Origin of the sequence: Mesorhizobium sp. M0029, from assembly GCF_040323735.1 — a bacterium.
Classification (GTDB): domain Bacteria; phylum Pseudomonadota; class Alphaproteobacteria; order Rhizobiales; family Rhizobiaceae; genus Mesorhizobium.
This window is the reverse complement of sequence record NZ_JAMYVF010000024.1, coordinates 37318-57451: the sequence shown is the minus strand read 5'-3', so window position 1 is coordinate 57451 and position 20134 is coordinate 37318. Positions and strand designations below refer to the sequence as shown.

At 64.7% G+C, this 20134-nt stretch carries 8 protein-coding genes; 2 read left to right on the top strand and 6 right to left on the bottom strand.

Going from position 1 to position 20134, the window contains the following annotated elements:
• Nucleotides 1-42: 42 nt before the first annotated feature.
• From cysW to NKJ76_RS28325, 6 genes are all read right to left on the bottom strand, one after another.
• On the bottom strand, nucleotides 43-927 hold the full coding sequence (cysW, locus tag NKJ76_RS28350) for a sulfate ABC transporter permease subunit CysW (RefSeq protein WP_023690809.1): 885 nt from the start codon (nucleotides 925-927) through the stop codon (nucleotides 43-45).
• Nucleotides 920-1771, bottom strand: coding sequence for a sulfate ABC transporter permease subunit CysT (cysT, locus tag NKJ76_RS28345; RefSeq protein WP_023815605.1), 852 nt, complete (start codon nucleotides 1769-1771; stop codon nucleotides 920-922). The genes cysW and cysT overlap by 8 nt, the downstream gene beginning before the upstream one ends.
• Nucleotides 1772-1789: 18 nt before the next feature.
• Entirely contained in the window at nucleotides 1790-2818 is a 1029-nt protein-coding gene (locus NKJ76_RS28340) for a sulfate ABC transporter substrate-binding protein (RefSeq protein WP_352538902.1), read from the bottom strand.
• Nucleotides 2819-3050: 232 nt separating this feature from the next.
• Nucleotides 3051-3746, bottom strand: coding sequence for a M15 family metallopeptidase (locus NKJ76_RS28335; protein ID WP_352538901.1), 696 nt, complete (start codon nucleotides 3744-3746; stop codon nucleotides 3051-3053).
• A gap of 241 nt (nucleotides 3747-3987) precedes the next feature.
• Nucleotides 3988-6093 carry a penicillin-binding protein 1C gene (gene pbpC / locus NKJ76_RS28330; protein WP_502902359.1) on the bottom strand — a complete coding sequence of 702 codons (2106 nt, stop codon included), beginning with the start codon at nucleotides 6091-6093 and terminating at the stop codon, nucleotides 3988-3990.
• Nucleotides 6094-6175: 82 nt separating this feature from the next.
• Entirely contained in the window at nucleotides 6176-11662 is a 5487-nt protein-coding gene (locus NKJ76_RS28325; RefSeq protein ID WP_352538900.1) for an alpha-2-macroglobulin family protein, read from the bottom strand.
• Nucleotides 11663-11939: 277 nt separating this feature from the next.
• Between NKJ76_RS28325 and NKJ76_RS28320 the strand changes: the two genes are divergently transcribed.
• Both NKJ76_RS28320 and NKJ76_RS28315 read left to right on the top strand, forming a co-directional pair.
• On the top strand, nucleotides 11940-13868 hold the full coding sequence (locus NKJ76_RS28320; RefSeq protein ID WP_352538899.1) for an autotransporter assembly complex protein TamA: 1929 nt from the start codon (nucleotides 11940-11942) through the stop codon (nucleotides 13866-13868).
• Nucleotides 13869-13870: 2 nt separating this feature from the next.
• Nucleotides 13871-19918: a translocation/assembly module TamB domain-containing protein gene (locus NKJ76_RS28315; RefSeq protein WP_352538898.1), complete on the top strand. Its 6048-nt coding sequence runs from the start codon at nucleotides 13871-13873 to the stop codon at nucleotides 19916-19918.
• The last annotated feature ends 216 nt before the right edge of the window (nucleotides 19919-20134 follow it).

Here is a 20134-nt window from a genome sequence, read left to right as displayed (position 1 = left end):
TGTCCCAAAACCGGTTCCCAGTCTTGGGCGACATGCATTTAGTCAGTGCCCGCGCGTCGCGGCGATCTCGGCGCCGTAGCGCATCTCGAGAAGTGTTTTCAAGACGAGCGTGACCAGCGCCAGGCCGGCAAGCAGCGAAGCGACGGCAAAAGCGCCGACGGCGTTGTACTCGTTGTAGAGGATTTCGACATGCAACGGCATGGTGTTGGTCAGCCCGCGTATGTGGCCCGACACGACCGAGACCGCGCCGAATTCGCCCATCGAGCGGGCGTTGCACAGAAGCACGCCGTAGAGCAATCCCCATTTGACGTTGGGCAGCGTCACGTACCAGAAGGTCTGCCAGCCGTTGGCGCCCAGAGAGAGCGCGGCTTCCTCGTCGCCGTTGCCCTGTTCCTGCATCAGCGGGATCAGTTCGCGGGCAACGAAGGGGAAGGTGACGAAGATGGTCGCGAGCACGATGCCGGGCACGGCGAACAAGATCTGGATGCCGTGCGCCTTCAGCCATTCACCGAACAGTCCCTGAGCGCCAAACAAAAGCACATAGACCAGGCCGGAAATGACCGGCGAGACCGAGAAGGGCAGGTCGATCAGCGTGGTTAGAAAAGCCTTGCCCTTGAACTCGAACTTGGCGATCGCCCAGGCAGCCGAAATGCCGAAGACGACGTTGAGCGGAACGGCGATCACCGCCACCAGCAGCGTCAGCCGGATCGCCGAGCGCGTATCGGGATTGGAGAGCGATTCCGTGTAGGCGCCAATGCCTTTCGCCAGCGCCTCGTGGAAGACGATGATCAGCGGCAGCAGCAGGAAGATGGCGAGGAAGGCGAAGGCCACCGCCATCAGCAGCAGCCGCACCGGCCGGCTTTCGGTCACCGCCGCCGACCGGCTCTCGTGATGCGGTTCGTAGGATTTGATCTCGGGGTCAGCCATAGCGCTTGCGACTCCATGACTGCGCCAGGTTGATGACCAGCAGCATCACGAACGACAGCAAAAGCATGATTGCCGCGATCGCGGTGGCCGCCGGATAATTGTACTCCTCGAGCCGGATGACGATCAGAAGCGGTGCGATCTCCGACTTGTAGGGAAGGTTGCCGGCGATGAAGATGACCGAGCCGTATTCGCCGACCCCGCGCGCGAAGGCGAGCGAAAAGCCGGTGATGATGGCCGGCGCCAAGCCCGGAAACAGGATGCGGGTGATGATCTGGAAGCGGTTGGCGCCGAGCGTCGCGGCAGCCTCCTCCACTTCCTTGTCGATCTCCTCCATGATCGGCTGCACCGTGCGCACGACAAAGGGCAGGCCGATGAAGACGAGCGCCACGACGATGCCGAGCGGCGTGTAGGCGACCTTGATGCCGAGCGGCGCCAGGAGATGGCCGATCCAGCCATTGGGCGCATAGAGCGTGGTCAGCGCAATGCCGGCTACTGCCGTCGGCAGCGCGAAGGGCAGGTCGACCATGGCGTCGACGACGCGGCGGCCGGGGAAACGGTAGCGCACCAACACCCAGGCGACGAGCGTGCCGAAGACGACGTTGACGGCGGCTGCCATGAAGGCTGTGCCGAAGCTGATTTCGAGTGCGTTGATGGTCCGGCGGTCAGTGACGATCGCCCAGAAATCGGTCCAGCCGAGGGCTGCCGAGCGCCAGATCAGGCCCGACAGGGGAATGAGGATGATGAGCGTGAGGTAGGCAAGCGAGAAGCCGAGCGTCAATCCGAAACCCGGAATGACACTCGGCTGTCTGAATCGCCACCCCGCCTTGGCGGGTGCTATGGTCATGTCGTCCTGATCTAAATCCTACTGGGCCGGCTTGTAGATCTGGTCGAATATACCACCGTCGCCGAAATGATAAGGCTGTGCCTTCTTCCAGCCGCCAAAAAGCGGATCGTCGATGGAGATCAGCTTGATTTCGGGCGTCTTCGGAATGTCAGCCGCATCCACCAACTCGGGCTTGGCCGGACGATAGTGGTTCTTGGCGATGATCGTCTGGGCTTCCTTGGAATAGAGCCAGCCGAGATAGTCTTCGGCGACCTTGCGGGTGCCCTTGGCATCGACATTGGCGTCGACGATCGCCACCGGCGGCTCGGCCAGGATCGAGGTCGGGGGATAGACGATCTCGAAATTGTCGGCTCCGAATTCATTGAGCGCCAGATAGGCGTCGTTTTCCCAGCCGATCAGCACGTCGCCGATGCCCTTTTGCGCGAAGGTGACCGTCGAGCCGCGGGCACCGGTGTCGAGCACCGGAGCATTGGCGTAGAGCTTGCCGACGAATTCCTTGTTCTTGGCTTCGTCGCCGCCATCATTGGCGTTGGCATAGGCCCAGGCGGCAAGGTAGTTCCAGCGCGCACCGCCGGAGGTCTTGGGGTTCGGCGTGATCACCTGGACGCCGTCCTTGACCAGATCGCTCCAGTCGTGGATGCCCTTCGGGTTGCCTTTGCGGACCAGGAAGATGATGGTCGAGGTGTACGGCGCCGAATTGTTCTCGAATTTCTTGCGCCAGTCCGGGTTGATCTTCTTCGACTTGGTGACGATGGCGTTGATGTCGCCCTCCAGCGCCAGCGTGACCACATCGGCATCGAGGCCGTCGATCACGGCGCGGGCCTGGGCGCCCGATCCGCCATGCGATTGCTGGATGGTAACCGTCTCGCCGGTCTCGGCCTTCCAGTGTGCGACGAAGGCTTCGTCATAGGCCTTGTAGAGTTCGCGTGTCGGGTCGTAGGACACGTTCAGAATGGTCGTATCGGCAAACGCGAAACCGAGCGTGCCGAACTGGATCGATGTGGCGACCAGTGCGCCGAGCAGTTTCTTGAAATGAGGTTTGGTCATTTCCGCCTCCGTTGATGACGGCTGAACTCTATCGAATTGATAGAAATTAGATGCATTCAACGTTGCATTTTTTGCCCCCCCCCGAAGGAAATTTTCGCCGATATTGGGCTTCGGAAGGAAATATTTTCCTCATATTGGTCTAACCCGAATCCGGCCGGTTTGACGCTATCTAGGAGCTGACAGCGCAGAAGCAAGGCCGAGCGAGGGAAGGCTCGGTGTAGCACCGGGCACTTCAGCCCGCAGTGATGGGAAAATCGAAGCGCAGTTTTGGAAACGGCTCATCCCGAAGCGTGTAGTGCCACCACTCGCGCGCATAATTCTTGAAGCCGCCGGCGCGCATGGCGTCGAGCAGCTTTTTGCGGTTTGCCGCTGCTTCTGCCGCCAATGGGCGATGGGCGGTTTCGCTCGCCGGGTCGAAACAGTCGAAGCTGGTGCCGAAATCGAGCGTGCCGGCGCCGGCCGCGCCGCAAGCGGCGGATGACTTGTTCTTGCCGTCGCTGCGGGCGATGGCGACATCGACGGTCGAGCCGCGCGAATGGGTGGACAATTCGCCGATATAGCCCTTGGCGATGAGGTCGCCGCGCGGCACCAGAGGGTACCATTGCGGATCGGGCGGGCCGCCCTCTCTGGTCCATTTGCCCATGTCGGCAACGGCGCGGGCCGGGCGGTAGCAGTCGAAGACGACCAGCGTCAGGCCGTCGGCGGCGAGCGCTTTCTGCACGCCGGACAGCGCTTGCGCAGCTTGCTTCGTGAGGATGCAGACTGGGGCGTCGTAGCCATCGGCCTTGCGATGCAGGAAATTTTCCAGGCCGGCATAGCGGATGTCCTGGCGGATCGAGGGATCGACATCGGCCAGGCGGACGAAGCCGGCGGGCAGGGGATCGGCGTGGACGGGGGGTGCAACGAGGATCATCAGCGTTGCCGCCATGAAGCTTGCCAACGAAGGACAGCGCGAGGCACCCCCCTCTGCCCTGCCGGGCATCTCCCCCTCAAGGGGGGAGATTGGCGGTTTGGACCTCGCGCTTACTACTCGACCGTTGGAGATTGGCGAAGGCAGCGAGGCGAATAATCTCCCTCCTTGCGGGGGAGATGGCCGGCAGGCCAGAGGGGGGTGCCTCGCGCCGGGTCTCGGGCGAAGAAGCCCAATCCCCTGAATCGCTTGGCGCCATCTATTCAACGAACACCTTCACGCTTGCCGCGCGTCCCACGGCGTCGATGACGGTGAGCGTCGAATAGCCGGCGCCGTCGGGCAGCCAGGTCGCAGTGCGGCGGCGGTCGATGCCGACGAGCGGCTTGCCATTGGCCAGCCAGCGGAACGGCGCGCGGCCGCCTTGCAGTTTCAGCACCAGCGGCGAGGCCTCGGCGGAATTGGTGGCGAGATCGACGCGGGCGCCGTTGGGCGGGAAAATGATCGTTGGCGCCGGTTCCGTCGGGCCTGCCTGCACCAGTCCGTCGGCGCCGGCGCCGAAGCGCGCCAATGTCACCGGCAGGTCTTCGCGCCTGGCCTTGACGACGCCGGCCGGCTGGCTGGGCAACGGGACGGCGGTCAGGCCTGAACGGACGAAGCCCTCGAACAGGATGGGGGCGGCCGAGACATAGCCGGACAGGCCCGGCACCGCACCGGCATCGGCGCGGCCGACCCACACACCCAGCACGTAGCGGCCGTCGAAGCCGACCGACCAGGCATCGCGATAGCCGTAGGACGTGCCGGTCTTGTAGGCGATGCCGCGCTGCAAGGCGCCCTCAGGCGGCTTTACGCCCGACAATATGTCGGTGATCTGCCAGTTCGCCTGGGCGTCGAGGATGGTGGCGGTGGCGCGCTCGTCGTTGGCCGGCTCGGTGCCGTCATGCAGCGTGTTTGCCTTGCCGCCATTGGCCAGGCCGGTATAGAGCTGGACGAGATCGCGCAGCGTTACGCCGACGCCTCCGAGGCCGATGGCGAGGCCCGGCGCCTCGTTGACCGGTAGCACCGGGCTGACGCCGGCCTGGCGGAAGCGCGCCATCAGCCGTGCCGGGCCGACCGAGTCGAGCACGCGGATCGCCGGAACGTTGAGCGACAGCTGCAGCGCCTGGCGGATCGAGACATCCCCCTGATAGCCCATGTCGAAATTCTTTGGCCGGTAGCCGCCGAAATCAACCGGACTGTCCTCGATCAGCATTTCCTGCGCCACCAGCCCTTGCTCGAAGGCGAGGCCATAGATGAACGGCTTCAGCGTCGAACCGGGCGAACGCACGATCCTGGTCATGTCGATCCAGCCGGAGCGGCTGGCATCGAAGAAATCGGCCGAGCCGACTTCGCCAAGAATGTCGCCGGTGCGTGCGTCCGCCATCACCATGGCGACCGACAGGCGCGGGCCAAGCTTGATCGCGGCATTGCGCGCCACCTGTTCCAGCCCTTGCTGGACGCTTTTGCGGATCGTAAGCTGCAGTGGCTTGCCGGGCACGGCCTTGGGCAGCATGGCGTAGGCGGCGTGCGGCGCCAGCGCCGGCAATTTGCGGCGCAGGCCCGAGACATCGTCGAGGGCGGCGCGCGCGGCCTCGCGCTCGCCAAGCAGGCCTGCCGAAACCATGCGGGTCAGCACGCGGTCGCGGGCGGCATGAGCGATGGTGAGATTGCGGTCGGGCCGGCGCTTTTCCGGCAATTGCGGCAAGGCGACGAGCAGTGCTGCTTCCGAGACCGTCAGCCGCTTCGGCTCTTTGCCGAAATAGGCGAGCGAGGCGGCGCGCACACCTTCGAGATTGCCGCCATAGGGCGCCAAGGTCAGGTAGCGTTCGAGGATCTCCTGCTTGGACAGCCGCCGCTCGATCTGGATGGCACGCAGCATCTGCTTGATTTTCGAGCCGAGGCTGCGGTTTTCGCGTGGCTCGATCAGCCGGGCAAGCTGCATCGACAAAGTCGAGCCGCCGGAGACGATATGGCCGCTGGTGGCGAACTGGCCGGCGGCGCGCGCCAGCGCCAGCATATCGACGCCATCATGGTCCCAGAAGCGCTTGTCTTCATAGGTGACCAGCATGTTGACGAACTGCTTGTCGACCTGGTCGAGATGAGTGTCGAGCCGCCAGTAACCGTCCGGCGTGGCGAAGGCGCGCAACAGCTGGCCGTCGCGGTCCTGGACCTCGGTGGAGACGGTGAGCCTTCCGGGCAGCGGCGGCGGAAAAGCGCGGTCGAGTTCCCAGAGAGAAGCGGCAGCGATCGCCGCAAAGCCGACGAGGGAGGCGGCGGCGATGCCTGTTCGACGGAGAAATTTTCTGGAGAGCATGGTGGTGTCCTTCATCCGCCTGCCGGCTCCTTCTCTCCGCTTAGCGGGAGAAGGAGATGGTCGCGGACATCGGCGTGTTCATCTTCGTCAAGGCGCCTTACGGCGCCTTGATCTCCATCATGCCGGTGGCGGTGCGGGCCGAATATTGCGGCCGGTACATGTCCTCCACCGTGGCCGCCGGATGGGCGTAGGTGCCCGGCGTCACCGCACGCACGACATAGGCCAGCATGATGTTGCGGTCGCCATCGCCGTCATTGGGATTGAATGCCGCGACGAAACGGTCGTCGCGGAATTCGAGATGGGCGGCGTCGGTTTGCGCCAGCCAGGTGAAGTTCGACAGCTGGGCGCTGGAAACAAGGCCCGGATTGTCGATCTCGAAGCCGGCCGGCAACAGGTCGGTGATCAGCAGGCGCGAAGGCCAGCGGTTCTGCTCGTAAACCTTGAGCACGACCACGTAGCGTTCGTTCTGCGTCGCCTCGGTGACGTTGGCTTCGGTGCCATCGAGCTTATAGTAGGTGCGGTCGATGGTGAAGCCGTTGCCGCCGGCCGGCAAGGGCTCTACCGGCGAGGCGACCGTGGTGACGACCGCCTGCAGCGGCGTGGCGCCGGTGTTGGCGATGGTCAGCGGGCTGTCGGCAATGTCCGGGCCGCTGAGCTGGTTGGAATACCCACCGGCATGCGGCGCGCCGTTGATCGACAGGGTGATCGAGTCGTTGCCCGACTTCAGCGCGCGGGCCGCCAGAAGCATCCAGGATTCGTCCTGCGTGCTGGTCCAGCGGGCATCGGCGCGTTCCCTTGCCACCAGCCGGATCAGCTCCGGCACGATGGTCGGCACCGGCTTCGATTCGGCGGCGAGCGCCAGGATCGCGGCGCCATCACGCAGCCGCGAGCCATAGTCGGACCGGTAGTAGTCGTACTCGGTGGTCGACCTGGCCAGCTGCAGCGCCGTCTGGAAGGTTGCTTCCGAACGTTGCGCGTCGCCGTAGAGCGCCAGGCTCGCCGCCAACTGGGCGACGGCCATCGGGCTCGAGAAGGCTTCGAGCTTGGTGTCGGCGTAGTAGCGCAGATCGCCGACCGAGGCCTTCTTGTTGCGGGCCAGAACATAGAGCCCGTAGGCGATTTCGCTGCCGCGATCCTGGACGTCCTGGTCGTAACCGACCGAGTTTTGCAGATTGCTCAGCGCCTGGCTCATCGCCAGGGCCGGCACGTCGTAGTTCTGCTCGCGCGCCCGGGTCAGGAAGTCGGTGACGTAAGAGTCAAGCCACAGATCGCCGGAGCCCGGACCCCACAGGCCGAAGCTGCCGGCCGAAGCCTGGTAGCTCAGCACCTTGTAGATGGCCGCCTGGACGCGGTCGTGCAGTTCGGGATCGCTTTGCATGCCGACGCCGGACGCCAGATCGTTGACGTAGAGAAGCGGCATGGCGCGGCTGGTGGTCTGCTCGGCGCAACCATAGGGGTAGCGGTCGAGCGTCATCAGCAGCGACGGCACGTCGAAGGCGGCAGCCTGCGAAACGCCGACGCTGATCGAGGCGCCGTCGAGCAGGCTTGCCGCGAGCAGCTCCTTGTCGACGCGCAGCGAGCCGCCATTGCCCTTGAGGTCGACGACCAGACGGGTGGTGACCGGCAATTGCGCCGGACGCACCGGAACATACAGCGTCTGCTCGACGGCGGTGCCGTCGCCATGGGCGAGCTTGATGGTGATCGAGGCATTGCCCGCCGTCTGTGCAATCAGCGGCACGGTCAGCGTCTGGCGCTTGCCCTTGGCCAGCGTCAGCTTTTCGGGCAAGGGCTTGTCGCCGGTCGAGAGGTCGCCGGTCGTGGCGATCGACAGGGCATAGTCGCCCTCCGGACCGTCGGTGTCGGCGACGTCGAGCCGCATGATAGCTGCATCTCCAGGCGCCAGGAAGCGGGGCAGGCCGGCGGTGATCACCACCGGATCGCGCACGATGACATCGGTCGTGGCATGGCCGACGGCCTCCTTGGTCCAGGCGACGGCCATGACGCGCACGGTGCCGTTGAACTGCGGGATGTCGAAGTCGATCCTTGCCTTGCCGTCGGCGTCGAGCTGGACCGGGCCGGAGAAGAAGGCGACCAGCTTTTCGGTCGGCGGACTGCCTTGCGGCTGCATCGAGGCGCCGTCGCCCCCGGTCCTGAGCTTGCCGGTGGTGCCGAGCGAGCCGTCGATGAGACGGCCATAGATGTCGCGGACTTCAAGCCCGAGCATGCGCTGGCCGAAATACCAGCCCTCCGGATCCGGCGCCTTGTAGTTGGTGAGGTTCAAAATGCCGACATCGACGGCAGCGACCGTGACATAGGCATTGCTGCCCGGTGCTACGCCGGCGACCGAAACCGGGATCGACAGCTGCTGGCGCGGCATCGTCTTGTCCGGCGGCGTCAGGGTAACCGCGAGCTTTTTCGAGCCCGGGTCGACCGTCAGCCATTTTACGCCGATGGCGCGCGCCGGCATGCGGGTTTCCTGCGCATCGCCGGGCCGGAGCAGGGTTGCGGTGATGTAGGCGCCGGCGCCCCAGTCGTCACCGACCGGGATGTCGACCGTGCTGCCGCCGGCCGGCATGGTTGCCGTGACGGTCTTGAGCAGCTTGTCGGCGCCGATGGTGACCAGCAGTTCGCCGGCAAAATGCGGCGACACTTTCAGCTTGGCCACGTCGCCGACGGCATAGCTGTCCTTGTCGAGAGCGATCTCGAGCCCGTCAGGCGTTTCGGTGGAGGTCGAGGAGACATACCAGCCGGCGTCGAACTCATAGCTGGTCGCCGGGCCTTCGGGGTCGGTAGTCTCGATCTCGAGCCGGTACTGGCCCCAGTCGACCGGCATCGTCACGGTCGCCTCGGCATGGGCGCTGAGATCGACCTGACCGTTGGCGATCGACTTGGTGAAGGTGACCGGTTCGTAGTTCCACGAGTTGTTGTTGCGATACCACTGGTAATTGCGTTCGACCTTGACCAGCGACCACTGCGCGCCCTTCAGCGTCTCGCGCTTGCCGTCGGGATCGACCGCGATAAGGCTGAATTTGGCGGTGCCGCCCTGCGGCACCTCATTGTCGGCGAAATCCGGACGAATGCCGATCATGTGACCTTGCGGGCGGATGCCGATGTTGAGCGAGCGCTCGATGGCGCGGCCGCCGGTTTCGCGCATGCGAACCGTGACCTTGGCGTCGACCAGCTTGGTGGTCGCGGGCAATTGGTCGACCGTGACCGGGAAGGTCGCCTTGCCGTCGTCGCCGACCACCGGCAGACCGGTGAACGGGGTCACCGAAGGCTCGGCCGACTGCTCGTCGGCAAGGCCGAACGAATAGCCGGCGAAACGGTCCCATTCGCGCGCTGTCGACAACGTCAGCTCGCCTTCGAGCGCGAGGCCGGCGGCCGGCGCGCCATAGAGGAAGCGGCCGTCAATGTCGATGTTGGCGGTTTCGCCCTGTGCGATCTCCTGCTTGTCGGACTTCATGTCGAACTCGATGCGATCCGGCACGAAGTCTTCGACCAGGAACATCTGGCTGGAAACGGCCGCCTGCTTGGGATCGGTATAGATCGACACCGTCCAGGTGCCGCGCATGGCGTTGGCTTCCAGCGGCAGGTCGACGGCATAGCCGCCGGCCGAGACGCCATCGGCAACGATGCGGCGGTTCTCGACGCCGTCGGGACGGGTGAAGATGAAGGTCAGCGGCAGGTTTTCCACCGCTTTGGAGGCGCCGTCGCGGGCAAGGGCTGCGACATGCACATCCTCGCCGGCGCGGTAGATGCCGCGTTCGGTCCAGGCATAGACATCGAGCGCGCCCGGTGCGGCGCGTCCGGCGACGCCGCGATCGGACAGATCGAAGCCGGCGCGGCCCATGTCGAGGAAGACGAAATCGTTGTCGCCCTGCTTGGCCATCAGAACGGCCGGCACCATGCCGCCGTCGCCGCGCGTCAGGCCGGGGTTGAAGACAGCATGGCCTTCGGCGTCCGACGTGGCTGTGCCGAGGAGTTCATTGTTCCTGGCCAGCAGCGTCAGTTCGGCGCCGGCGATCGGCTTGGCGGTTCCGAGCGAGCGGGCAAAGACATTGAGGCCATCCTGGCCGGTATAGGTCGACAGGCCGATGTCCGAGACGACGAACCACTGCGTGGCAAGCGAATTGTAATTGTCCTCGTCATTTTCATTTACCGCTTGCGCGGTCAGCACGTAGACGCCGGGCTTGCGCTGCGGCAAGGCTTCGTCGACCGGGAACGAAGTCGTGACGTCCTTGTTGAGGTCGTTGGCGATATCGAGCTGCCCCTGCCAGACCGGCTCACCCATCTGGTCGGAAATGCTGGAGATATCATAGCCGTCGAGCTGCTTCAGGAACTGATAGCCGGACAGAAGCTGCGCCAGCGAACGATCGCCGATGCGGTAGAGCTTCATCTGCGCGGCATTCATGTTGACGGTGACGACCGGGATGCCGCGGCGGGCGCCGGCGGGCAGCACGAAGCTGTCGCCGGTGAAGCGGGCGGACGGCGCGCGGTCCTGCACATAGATCGACAGCACGACCGGAGCGGCGGTGACCTCGCCAATGGCGGCCGGCAGGCCGGCGCGGAAGGTCACTTCGTAATGTTGGCCGTGCTCCAGGCCTTCGACGCAGATCTGCTTGTCCTTGGCCTCGACGCCCTTGGGCGGCTGGTTGTCGACGGTGACGAACTGGGCGTAGTCGACGCCGGTCTTGACCAGCTCCTCGGAAAACTGCGCGCAAATGCGCGGCGCGCTGGTGTCGGCGTCGATCGAGTGATCGATGACGCGGAAGCCCTTGCGGGCCTTGAGATCCTCATATTCGGCCTTGACCGCCGGCGAACTGACCAGCGCGAGGCTGGCTTCATAAGCCTGCAGGGCTGGACGGTAGAGATCGCGGCGGTCGAGGCCGTTGCCGAGCAGCGCCAGCACTTCGGCGCGGGTCTTGGTGGTGCGCAGCAATTTGTAGGCGTTGATGGCGGCGGAGGTGCCTTTGACCGGCAGATTGTAGGATTCGGAGGTGCCGTTGGCCGGCTGTATGGCAAGCGTTTCACGCGCCAGACCGAGCCAAAGCTGGCCGTCGTCAGGCAGGACCGAGACCGCGGCCTCGTATTTGTTCATGGCCTGGCCATGGTCGCCGGTCAGTGCAGCCTGTTCGGCGGCGGCGCGGAGTGATTCCAGCCCGTCGGTCGGCTTGTCATAGGCCGGATCGGTCAGCTTGTTGCGGTATTGCTGGGCCTGGTCGGCCATCCAGTTGGGGAAGAAGGCGAGTTCCGGCGGGGCGCCGATATCGGGGTCGCCATCGACATTGACGACCTTGCCCGCGACCGCGCCGCTGAAGGGTTTCAACTGGTTATAGTCGGATTTTAGGAAGCACCATTTGGCCTTGTTGTTGTAAGTAAAGGCGCGGCAGGCGGGGTCGCCGAGGCATGTCGTCTTGCACTGATCGAGGCTGACATTCTGGTCCGATCTGAGATCGAAGCCGAAATAGTCGGAATTATTTGAGGTCACCACCCGGCGGGCTTCGGCCGCTTGCGCTACAGACCCCCAGGCGAAAATGAGAAGAATCAAGATCGACAGACCACGAGCCGCCGCGCGCATCGCCATAACACCCTCCAGACACTGCTACGTCCGCGGCATGTTCAAGCTTCAGTCAAGCTTGTCAACACGAGGACGGGCAGGTTTCCGCCCGCCAACGGTTCCCAAACCGGCCAATGACCGGTATGCCGATAGTTCATCCACGGGAAAGGGATCACGCTTTCTTGCGAAAACGCAGAAGGTGTGAATTCCAAGCCCTGCCTATTTCAGACAATTGGATTGTGGCCCCTTTACGAGCGCTTCAAAACTTCATTCCAATTTTAGTTTTGTAACCTAGGTTGTCCTGATGCCGGCGTATGAAGCGCAGATGTCGAAGGTAAGTGCGCCACGGCGCACGCTTTCGCGCGCGCTGATTGTGGCGTTGGCGTGCTCGAGCGTGCTCGTTGCCGAATCGGGGTCGGCGGCCGCCTTCGAGCTCTTCGGCATCAAATTGTGGGGCTCTTCGAATGACGAAGACGCCGATATCGTCGACCCGCTGCGCTATGCGGTGACCATCGAAGCGCCCGATGCCGACAAGGACTTGGTCAAGAAGCTCGAAAACGCCTCGTCGCTGAAATCCGACGAGGACCGCCCGGTTTCCGGCTCGCTCGGCCTTTTGGCAAAGGCGCGTAGCGACCGCGAACAGCTGGTCGCCGCGCTTTATGCCGACGCCCGTTATGAAGGCGTCGTCACCATCACCATCCAGGGCAAGGTGCTCGACGATTTGCCGCCCGATGTCGAATTTACGGGTCCGCAGCCGATCCCGGTGGTGATCAGCATCTCGAGCGGGCCCAAATTCACGCTCGGCAATATTCGGCTGGAGGGCGATGCCGCCGGGCTGGCGAGCGGCGATTTCGGCCTGATAGCCGGCGGCGATGCCGGCTCGGGCGCCGTGCTCAAGGCCGAGGCGCTGATCGTGCGGGCGCTGAAGCAGGAGGGCCGGCCGCTGGCCCGGATCACCGACAGGCAGGTCGTGGCCGAGCACACCACCTCGACGCTAGACGTGACGCTGACGGTGGCCGCCGGGCCGGTTGCCGGTTATGGCGACACCACCGTCGATGGCACCGAGAAGGTCAATCGCGAGTTCACTGAATATATGACCGGGCTGAAACGCGGCCGGCAATATTCGCCCGACGAGATCGACGATGCCCGCGACCGGCTGCTGAGGCTCGAAGTGTTCAACAGCGTGACGCTGAAGGAAGCCGACAGTCTTGACGCCGACGGCAACATTCCGATCGGCGTTCAGGTCAGCGAGCGCAAACCACGCTATTTCGGCGTCGGCGGCACTTTCTCCAACACCGAAGGGCTAGGCCTGGAAGGCTATTGGGGCCACCGAAATCTGTTCGGCCGGGCCGAAAAACTGCGCATCGAGGGCAAGATCAGCGGCATCGGCAGCAACGATCTCAGCGAGCTCAACTACAATGCCGGCATCATGTTCGAGAAGCCGGGCGTGGTCGGGCCGGCCTCGAAATTCATCGCCAGCGTCAAGACCGTGCTCGAACATCCAGACGCCTACGACCATTTCTCGGTCAAGGGCAGCACCGGCCTGTCCTATGAGATCGACAAGAAGCAGACGGTGTCGGCTGAAATCGCGCTCGACTATTCCAGGATCACCGACGCTTTCGGCAAGCACAAATACCTGATCGCCAGCATTCCGCTGCAATATGTCTACGACAACAGGGACAACCGGCTCAACCCGACCAGCGGCTTCAGGGTTCTGGCCTATGCCGAACCGAGCTACGACATTCTGAGCGGCGCCGCCTTCCTCAAGCTCAGGGGCGAGGGGTCGGCCTATCAGTCGCTCGATACGGCCTCGAAATTCGTGCTTGCCGAACGTGTCGCGCTGGGTTCGATCGTCGGCACCGGCCTTCAGAACGTTCCAGCCGACCGGCGCTTCTATTCCGGCGGCGGCGGTTCGGTGCGCGGCTATGCCTATCAGGGCATCGGACCGAAGGACATCGACAACCAGCCGATTGGCGGGCTTTCCTTCTTTGAAACATCGGTCGAGATGCGGATTGCGCTGACCGATACGATCGGCATCGTGCCGTTCGTCGACGCCGGCACCGTCTCGACCACAGCGACGCCGGACTTTTCCGACGTGAAGGTCGGCGCCGGCGTCGGCCTGCGCTATATCACGCCCTTCGGGCCGCTGCGCATCGACGCCGCCGTGCCGCTCAACCGCGACCGTGGCGACCCGCGTTTCGGCATCTATGCCGGGATCGGACAGGCGTTCTGACGATGAAGATTTTGAAACGCATCCTTCGCCTGTTTTTCTACACGCTGCTGATCGTGGCGGCGGCGGGCATCGGCGCGTTGGTCGTGCTGACCAAGACCGAGCGCGGCCGCGAAAATCTCGCCGGCATCATCTCTGACATGGCCTCGTCAGGGGACAGCAAAGTCACGGTCAGCGGCATTAACGGTATCTGGTCCGGCGCGCTGACGGTCGACCATGTCGTGCTGGAAGACCGCGAGGGCGCCTGGCTGGTGGCCCGCAAGGTGGCCGTCGACTGGTCGCCGCTGGCGCTGTTGTCGAAGAATTTCAGCGCCGACCGCATAGCGGCCGAACGGATAGAACTGGCACGGCTGCCTGTGGCGAGCACCGAGCCGAGCAAGAGCGGGTCGACCGGCCTGCCGGTTTCGCTTGATATCAGAGCGATCGATTTGCCGGAGATCGCGCTCGGCCAGCAACTTGCCGGCAGCGGCATTGCCGAACTTGCGGCCAAGGGATCGGCCAAGGTCGATGCGTCGCCGCTGGCGATCCAGACGGTGCTCAACGTTACCCGCCATGACGGCAAGCAAGGCAATGTCGACGCCAACATCCACTTCGCGCCGGATGAAAACAAGCTTGACCTCGATCTCAAGGCTTCCGAGCCGGCCGGCGGCATCATCGCCAACCTGCTCAAGCTACCCGGCGCGCCGCCGGTCAACATCGTCGTCTCGGGCACCGGGCCGCTGGCCAACTGGAGCGGCGTCGGCACCTTCATGGTCGATGGGCAGATCGTTACCCAGCTCACCGGCCGGCACCAGCTGACCGACAAGGGCAACCGGATCGAGGCCAAGGGCGACGGTTCGTTCGAAGGGTTCCTGCCGGAACAATTCAAGTCGCTGTTTGCCGGCAAGACCAGTTTCGACCTCGCCGGCACCGCGACCGCAGCCGGCGGCGTCGACATCGAGCGCGCTGCAATCGAGAGCGACGCAGTTCATGGTACCGCTGCCGGCATGGTCGACCCCAACGGCGCCAGCGACCTTTCGGTCGAACTCGTGGCCAAAGCCAAGCCGGTCACGGTCAATGTCGGTACCCAGGCGCAGCCGATCATGGTGGCCATCAACAATGTGACCGCGCGCGCCTTCGGTGAGGGCAAGGCGCCGATGATTGACGCCAGCGCTTCACTGGTCTCGGTGGTGGCGGGCGGCTCTCAGGTGAACAATCTGGATGCGAAGATCCATTCCGACGGTTTCGACATCGAGAGCCGCAGCGGCCCGGTCAGTGTAAGTCTGGCGGCCGCCGGGCTGAAGACCGACGTGGCGACGCTGGCGCCGCTGATCACCGGCAAGCTGACGGCCTCTCTTGCCGGTTCGATCAGCAGGGACGAGATTTCGCTCGACGAAGGCACGCTGCGCAGCGATGCTCTCAATGCCGGGCTGACGGCTAAGGTGACGCTGGCCGATCTCGCCATGACGCTGAAGATGAATGCGGATGCTGTGTCGACGGCGCTGCCGCCGCAGATCAGTTCGCTGCTTGGCGAACGGGTCAAATTCTCGGCGACCGCGACGCGCGATCCGCAGGGCTCTTTCGCCGCCAACTCGATCGAACTCACTTCCGGTTCGCTGAGCGCCAGCGGCACCGCCAGCGCGCAAGGCAGCGATATCCAGGCCGACATCAAGGGCAAGCTCGGCGACGTCTCGGTGCTGTCTTCGCTGGTCGGCGTGCCGATCGCCGGCGGGGTCGATTTCGCGCTGACGGCAAGCGGCGCGCGCAACGCACCGGATTTCTCGGTTTCGGCCGACAGTGCCAGCCTGACGGCCTCCGGCCGCACGGTCAAGGACATCAAGCTGACCGCATCGGGCAAGGCCGACATTGTGAGCCCGGCCGCAGATATCTCGCTGACCGGCGCGGTCGACGAACAGCCGCTCGCCATCAAGGCGGCGCTGGTGACGAGCGATGGCAAGCGCTCCATCAAGGGGCTCAGCGTAGCGCTGGGCGACAACAAGGTGTCGGGCGACCTCACGCTCGATGAAAAATTCCTGCCGCTGGGGACGCTGACGATCTCCGCGCCCGATATCGCGCCGCTGGCGTCGCTGGCCGGGCAGACGGCGGCCGGCGATATCGGCGGCACCGTGGTGTTCGCCAAAGACGGCGAGGCTCCCACTGTCACCATCAATGCAGCCAGCGTGTCGATCGCGCGCGGTGATGTGGCAGCCAAGGCAGTCACCGTCAGCGCACTGATCGCCAACTATCTCAACAGCCCTGCGATCTCCGGCACGATCAAGGCCGAGAGCGTGACCTCGGGAACGACCGTCGTCAGTGGCATCGGCGTCGACCTCAAGCGTGACGGCGACTGGACGAATTTCACCGGCGGCGCAACCATATCAGGCATTCCGGCGACAGCTGCCGGGCGGGCGAAGATTGCCGGCGGCACGACCAGCGTCGAGATCGCGTCCGGCGAGGCGACGGTGCGCGGCATCAAGGTGGCGATCGCCGAGCCGTCGAGCCTGACCATTGCCGATGGCATAACCAACATTCAAAGGCTGGTAGTCGATCTCAGCGGCGGCTCGGTGACGCTGTCGGGCACGGCGGGCCAGACGCTCGATCTGGCGGCGACCTTCTCGGCGCTGCCGGCTGCGCTTGCCAATGGCTTTTCGCCCGGCCTCGATGCCGCGGGCACGCTCGACGGCACGGCGCAAATCACCGGGCCGTCAGCAAATCCCGACATTCGCTTTAATGCAAAACTGGCCGGCGCCGAGACCAGCCAGACCCGTCAGGCCGGGCTCGGACCGCTCGATGTCGATGCGGCCGGCAGCTATTCGACGGCCGGCGGCGTCGTGCTGGATCAGGCGACGCTGTCGGGCCAAAAAATCTCCGGCAAGGCAGCCGGCACCGTCAACCCGAACGGCGCCAGCGATTTCGCGCTCGATCTGACATCGTCCGGTCCGAGCCTGCCGTTGACGCTGGGCAGCGCGGAAAGCCCGATCAAGCTCGAATTGCAGGCGCTGTCGGTGAAGGCGGCCGGGCAGGCTGCGCAAGCCAAGGTCGACATCTCGGCGGTACTGCCTTCGGTGGCGACGGATGACGCCAAGGTCGAGGGCATTGCGCTTGCGCTGCATTCCGATGCATTTGATATGAAAAGCCGAACCGGTCCGATCTCGGGCACGGTGACGGCGGACAAGATCGGTCTGGACAATCCGACCATCGCGCCGCTGATCGCCGGCAAGATCACCGCCAAGATCGCCGGCACCCTGGCGGCGGACGCGATCACCATCGACAGCGTCTCGGTGCAGGCCGATGCGCTGGGCAGCGCCTTCAATGGCCGTGTCGGCTTTGCCGATGGAGCAATCGACCTCAACCTCAACGCCGACGTGCTGTCGGCGGCGTTGCCGGCGGCGGCGCGCAGCGTGCTGGCAGAGCGCACGCAGCTCAGCGCCACGCTGAAGCGGGATGGCAATGGCAATGTCAGCGCCAATCCGGTCAAGCTGGCGTCGGGCGCACTGACCGCGGACGGTCAGGCCAGTCTCGCCGACAACAAGCTCAGCGCAGATATCAAGGGTGCACTGGCCGACATCTCACTGTTGTCGAAAGATGCCAAAGGCGCGATCAGCTTCGCACTCAACGCGCAGGGGCCCAGCCTGGCGCCGGACCTGTCGCTGACAGTCAACAGCGACCGGCTGCTGGTGGCGGAACGCGAAATCACCGGGTTGAAGCTGACCGCCACCGGCAAGGCCGACGCCGCCAATCCGGCGGCCAATGTGCAACTGACCGGCAATGTCGCAGGGCAGGCGCTGCAAGGCAGCGCGGTGCTGGCGACGGCCGACGGCAAGAGCGCCATCAACGGCCTGCTGCTGTCGCTCGGCAACAACAAGATCTCCGGCGACCTTGCGCTCGACGAGGCTTTCGTGCCGGTCGGCACCATCGCGCTCGACCTGCCGGATATCGGGCCGCTGGCGGCGCTGGCGCTGGAAAAGGCCGAAGGCGACGTGCGCGGCACCATCGCCTTCTCAAAGACCGCGGATGGCCCGAACGTCGCCGTCAAGGCTGCGACCGCTTCGATTACGCGCGGCGACCTGCAGGCGAAGACGGTGTCGATCGATGCGCTGGTCGCCAACTATCTCGCCGCGCCGGTCATCTCGGGCAAAATTCGCGCCGACAGCGTCATTTCCGGCGGCACCGCCATCAGCGGCATCGATGTCGCTTTGAAGCGCGACGGCGACTGGACCGGGTTTTCCGGCGGCGCCACCGTCAAGGGCATTCCGGCGAAGGCTGCGGGCAGGGTAAAGGTGGCTGGCGGCACCACCACCATCGAACTCGCTTCCGGCCAGGCCACGGTGCAGGGCATCAAGGCGGCCATCGCCCAGGCCTCGACCGTCAGCATCGCCAACGGCACCACGACGCTGGACAAGCTGGTGCTCAATCTCGGTGGCGGCACGGCGACGGTGACCGGCAAGGTCGGGCAGGCACTCGACATCAGCGCCGCGCTGTCGAAGGTGCCGGCCTCACTCGCCAACAGTTTTTCGCCGGGCCTCCAGGCCGCCGGTTCGATTTCGGGAACAGTCAAGGTAACCGGCGCGCCGGGCAATCCGACTGTCGCTTTCGATATCGATGCTGGTGGGGTGCAGACCTCGCAGACGCGCAGCGCCGGTCTTGGCGGCATGAATATCTCTTCGTCGGGAACATTCGCCGGCAAGAAGCTCACCTTCAACGCCGACATCAGCGACGGCGCCGGGCTTGGCCTCAAGGGCGGCGGTACGGTGACGACGGCCGGCACACCAGCGCTGGTGCTCGACTTCAACGGCAAGGTGCCATTTTCCTTCCTGGCCGCCAAGCTTGCGGCGCAAGGGCTGTCGCTCAGCGGCACCGCCAACGTCAATATCCAGATGCGCGGCCCGGCGGCGTCGCCGGTGATCGGCGGCACGGTCAGCACGTCGGGCGCCCGCCTGGTCGACGCGCGTTCCGGCCTTGCCGTCAACGACATTGCCGCCGACCTTTCGATCGGCAACGGCGTTGCCCGGATCAACCGGCTGACCGGCACGCTGTCGACACGCGGGAGCCTGTCGGCCTCCGGCACCCTCGGCATCAATCCGGCGCAAGGTTTCCCAGCCGATTTGTCGATCAAGCTGGTTGACGGCCGCTATACCGACGGCAGGGTGGTGACAGCCAATCTCGGCGGCGACCTGACCATCAAGGGGCCGCTCACCTCGGCGCCGGTGATTTCGGGCACCGTCAACCTGGCCAAGACCGTCATCACGGTTCCCGATAAGCTGCCGGGCTCGCTGGCAGCGCTCGGTGTCAAGCACAAGAACGCGCCCGCCTCCGTGCGGGCGCAGGACAAGGCCTTGCGACCGGCGGCGGCCAGCGGTGGCGGCGGCAGTGGGCTTGTCCTCGACGTCACGGTCAATGCGCCGAACCAGATCTTCATCCAGGGCAGGGGCGTCGATGCCGAGTTTGGCGGTTCGCTGAGGCTGACCGGCCCGGCGGCTTCGCCGCAGGCGGTCGGCACCTTCACCTTGCAGCGTGGGCGGCTGTCGATCCTCGGCAAGCGGCTGACCTTTACCGAAGGCACGGTCGGCTTTTCGGGCTCGCTGGTGCCCTACCTCAACTTGACCGCGACATCGACCACGACCAGCGCCACCGTCACCATCGTCGTCTCGGGCGAAGCCACCAATCCGAAATTCGACTTCTCCTCGGTGCCGGCGCTGCCCGAGGACGAGGTGCTGGCGCAGCTGATTTTCGGCCGCTCTATGTCGAACCTGTCGCCGCTTCAGATCGCGCAGCTGGCCGAGGCCGCCGGCCAACTGGCCGGCGTCGGCGGCTCGACCTCGCTGCTCGAAAACCTGCGCAGTGCAATCGGCGTCGATGACCTGGATGTGACCACCGATGACCAGGGCGGCACCGCCGTGTCGGCGGGCAAGTACCTCAATGACCGCACCTATGTGACGATCCAGAAAGGCGACAGGCCAGGATCGGGCAAGGCGACGATCGACCTCAATGTGGGACGCGGCGTCAAGCTGCGCGGCGAGGCCAACGATGGCGGCGAGGCCAAGGGCGGCATCTTCTACGAAAAGGAATATTGAGTTCCTGGCCCTTACCGCCGCCGGAACTGGCGCTGTCTCAACCCGCCCAAATGTATCAGTTACTCGCCTAAGCAGATTCCGGCGGAATCTGGGCGCGCTAGCACTTTTGCGCCAAGTCTGTCGTTATCACGCGAACCGCTCCCTTTTCAAAGTTGCACATTCCCTAACAGGTTCCGTAGCCATGCCGTCTTTGACATCACGGCAGGGATGCGGAAT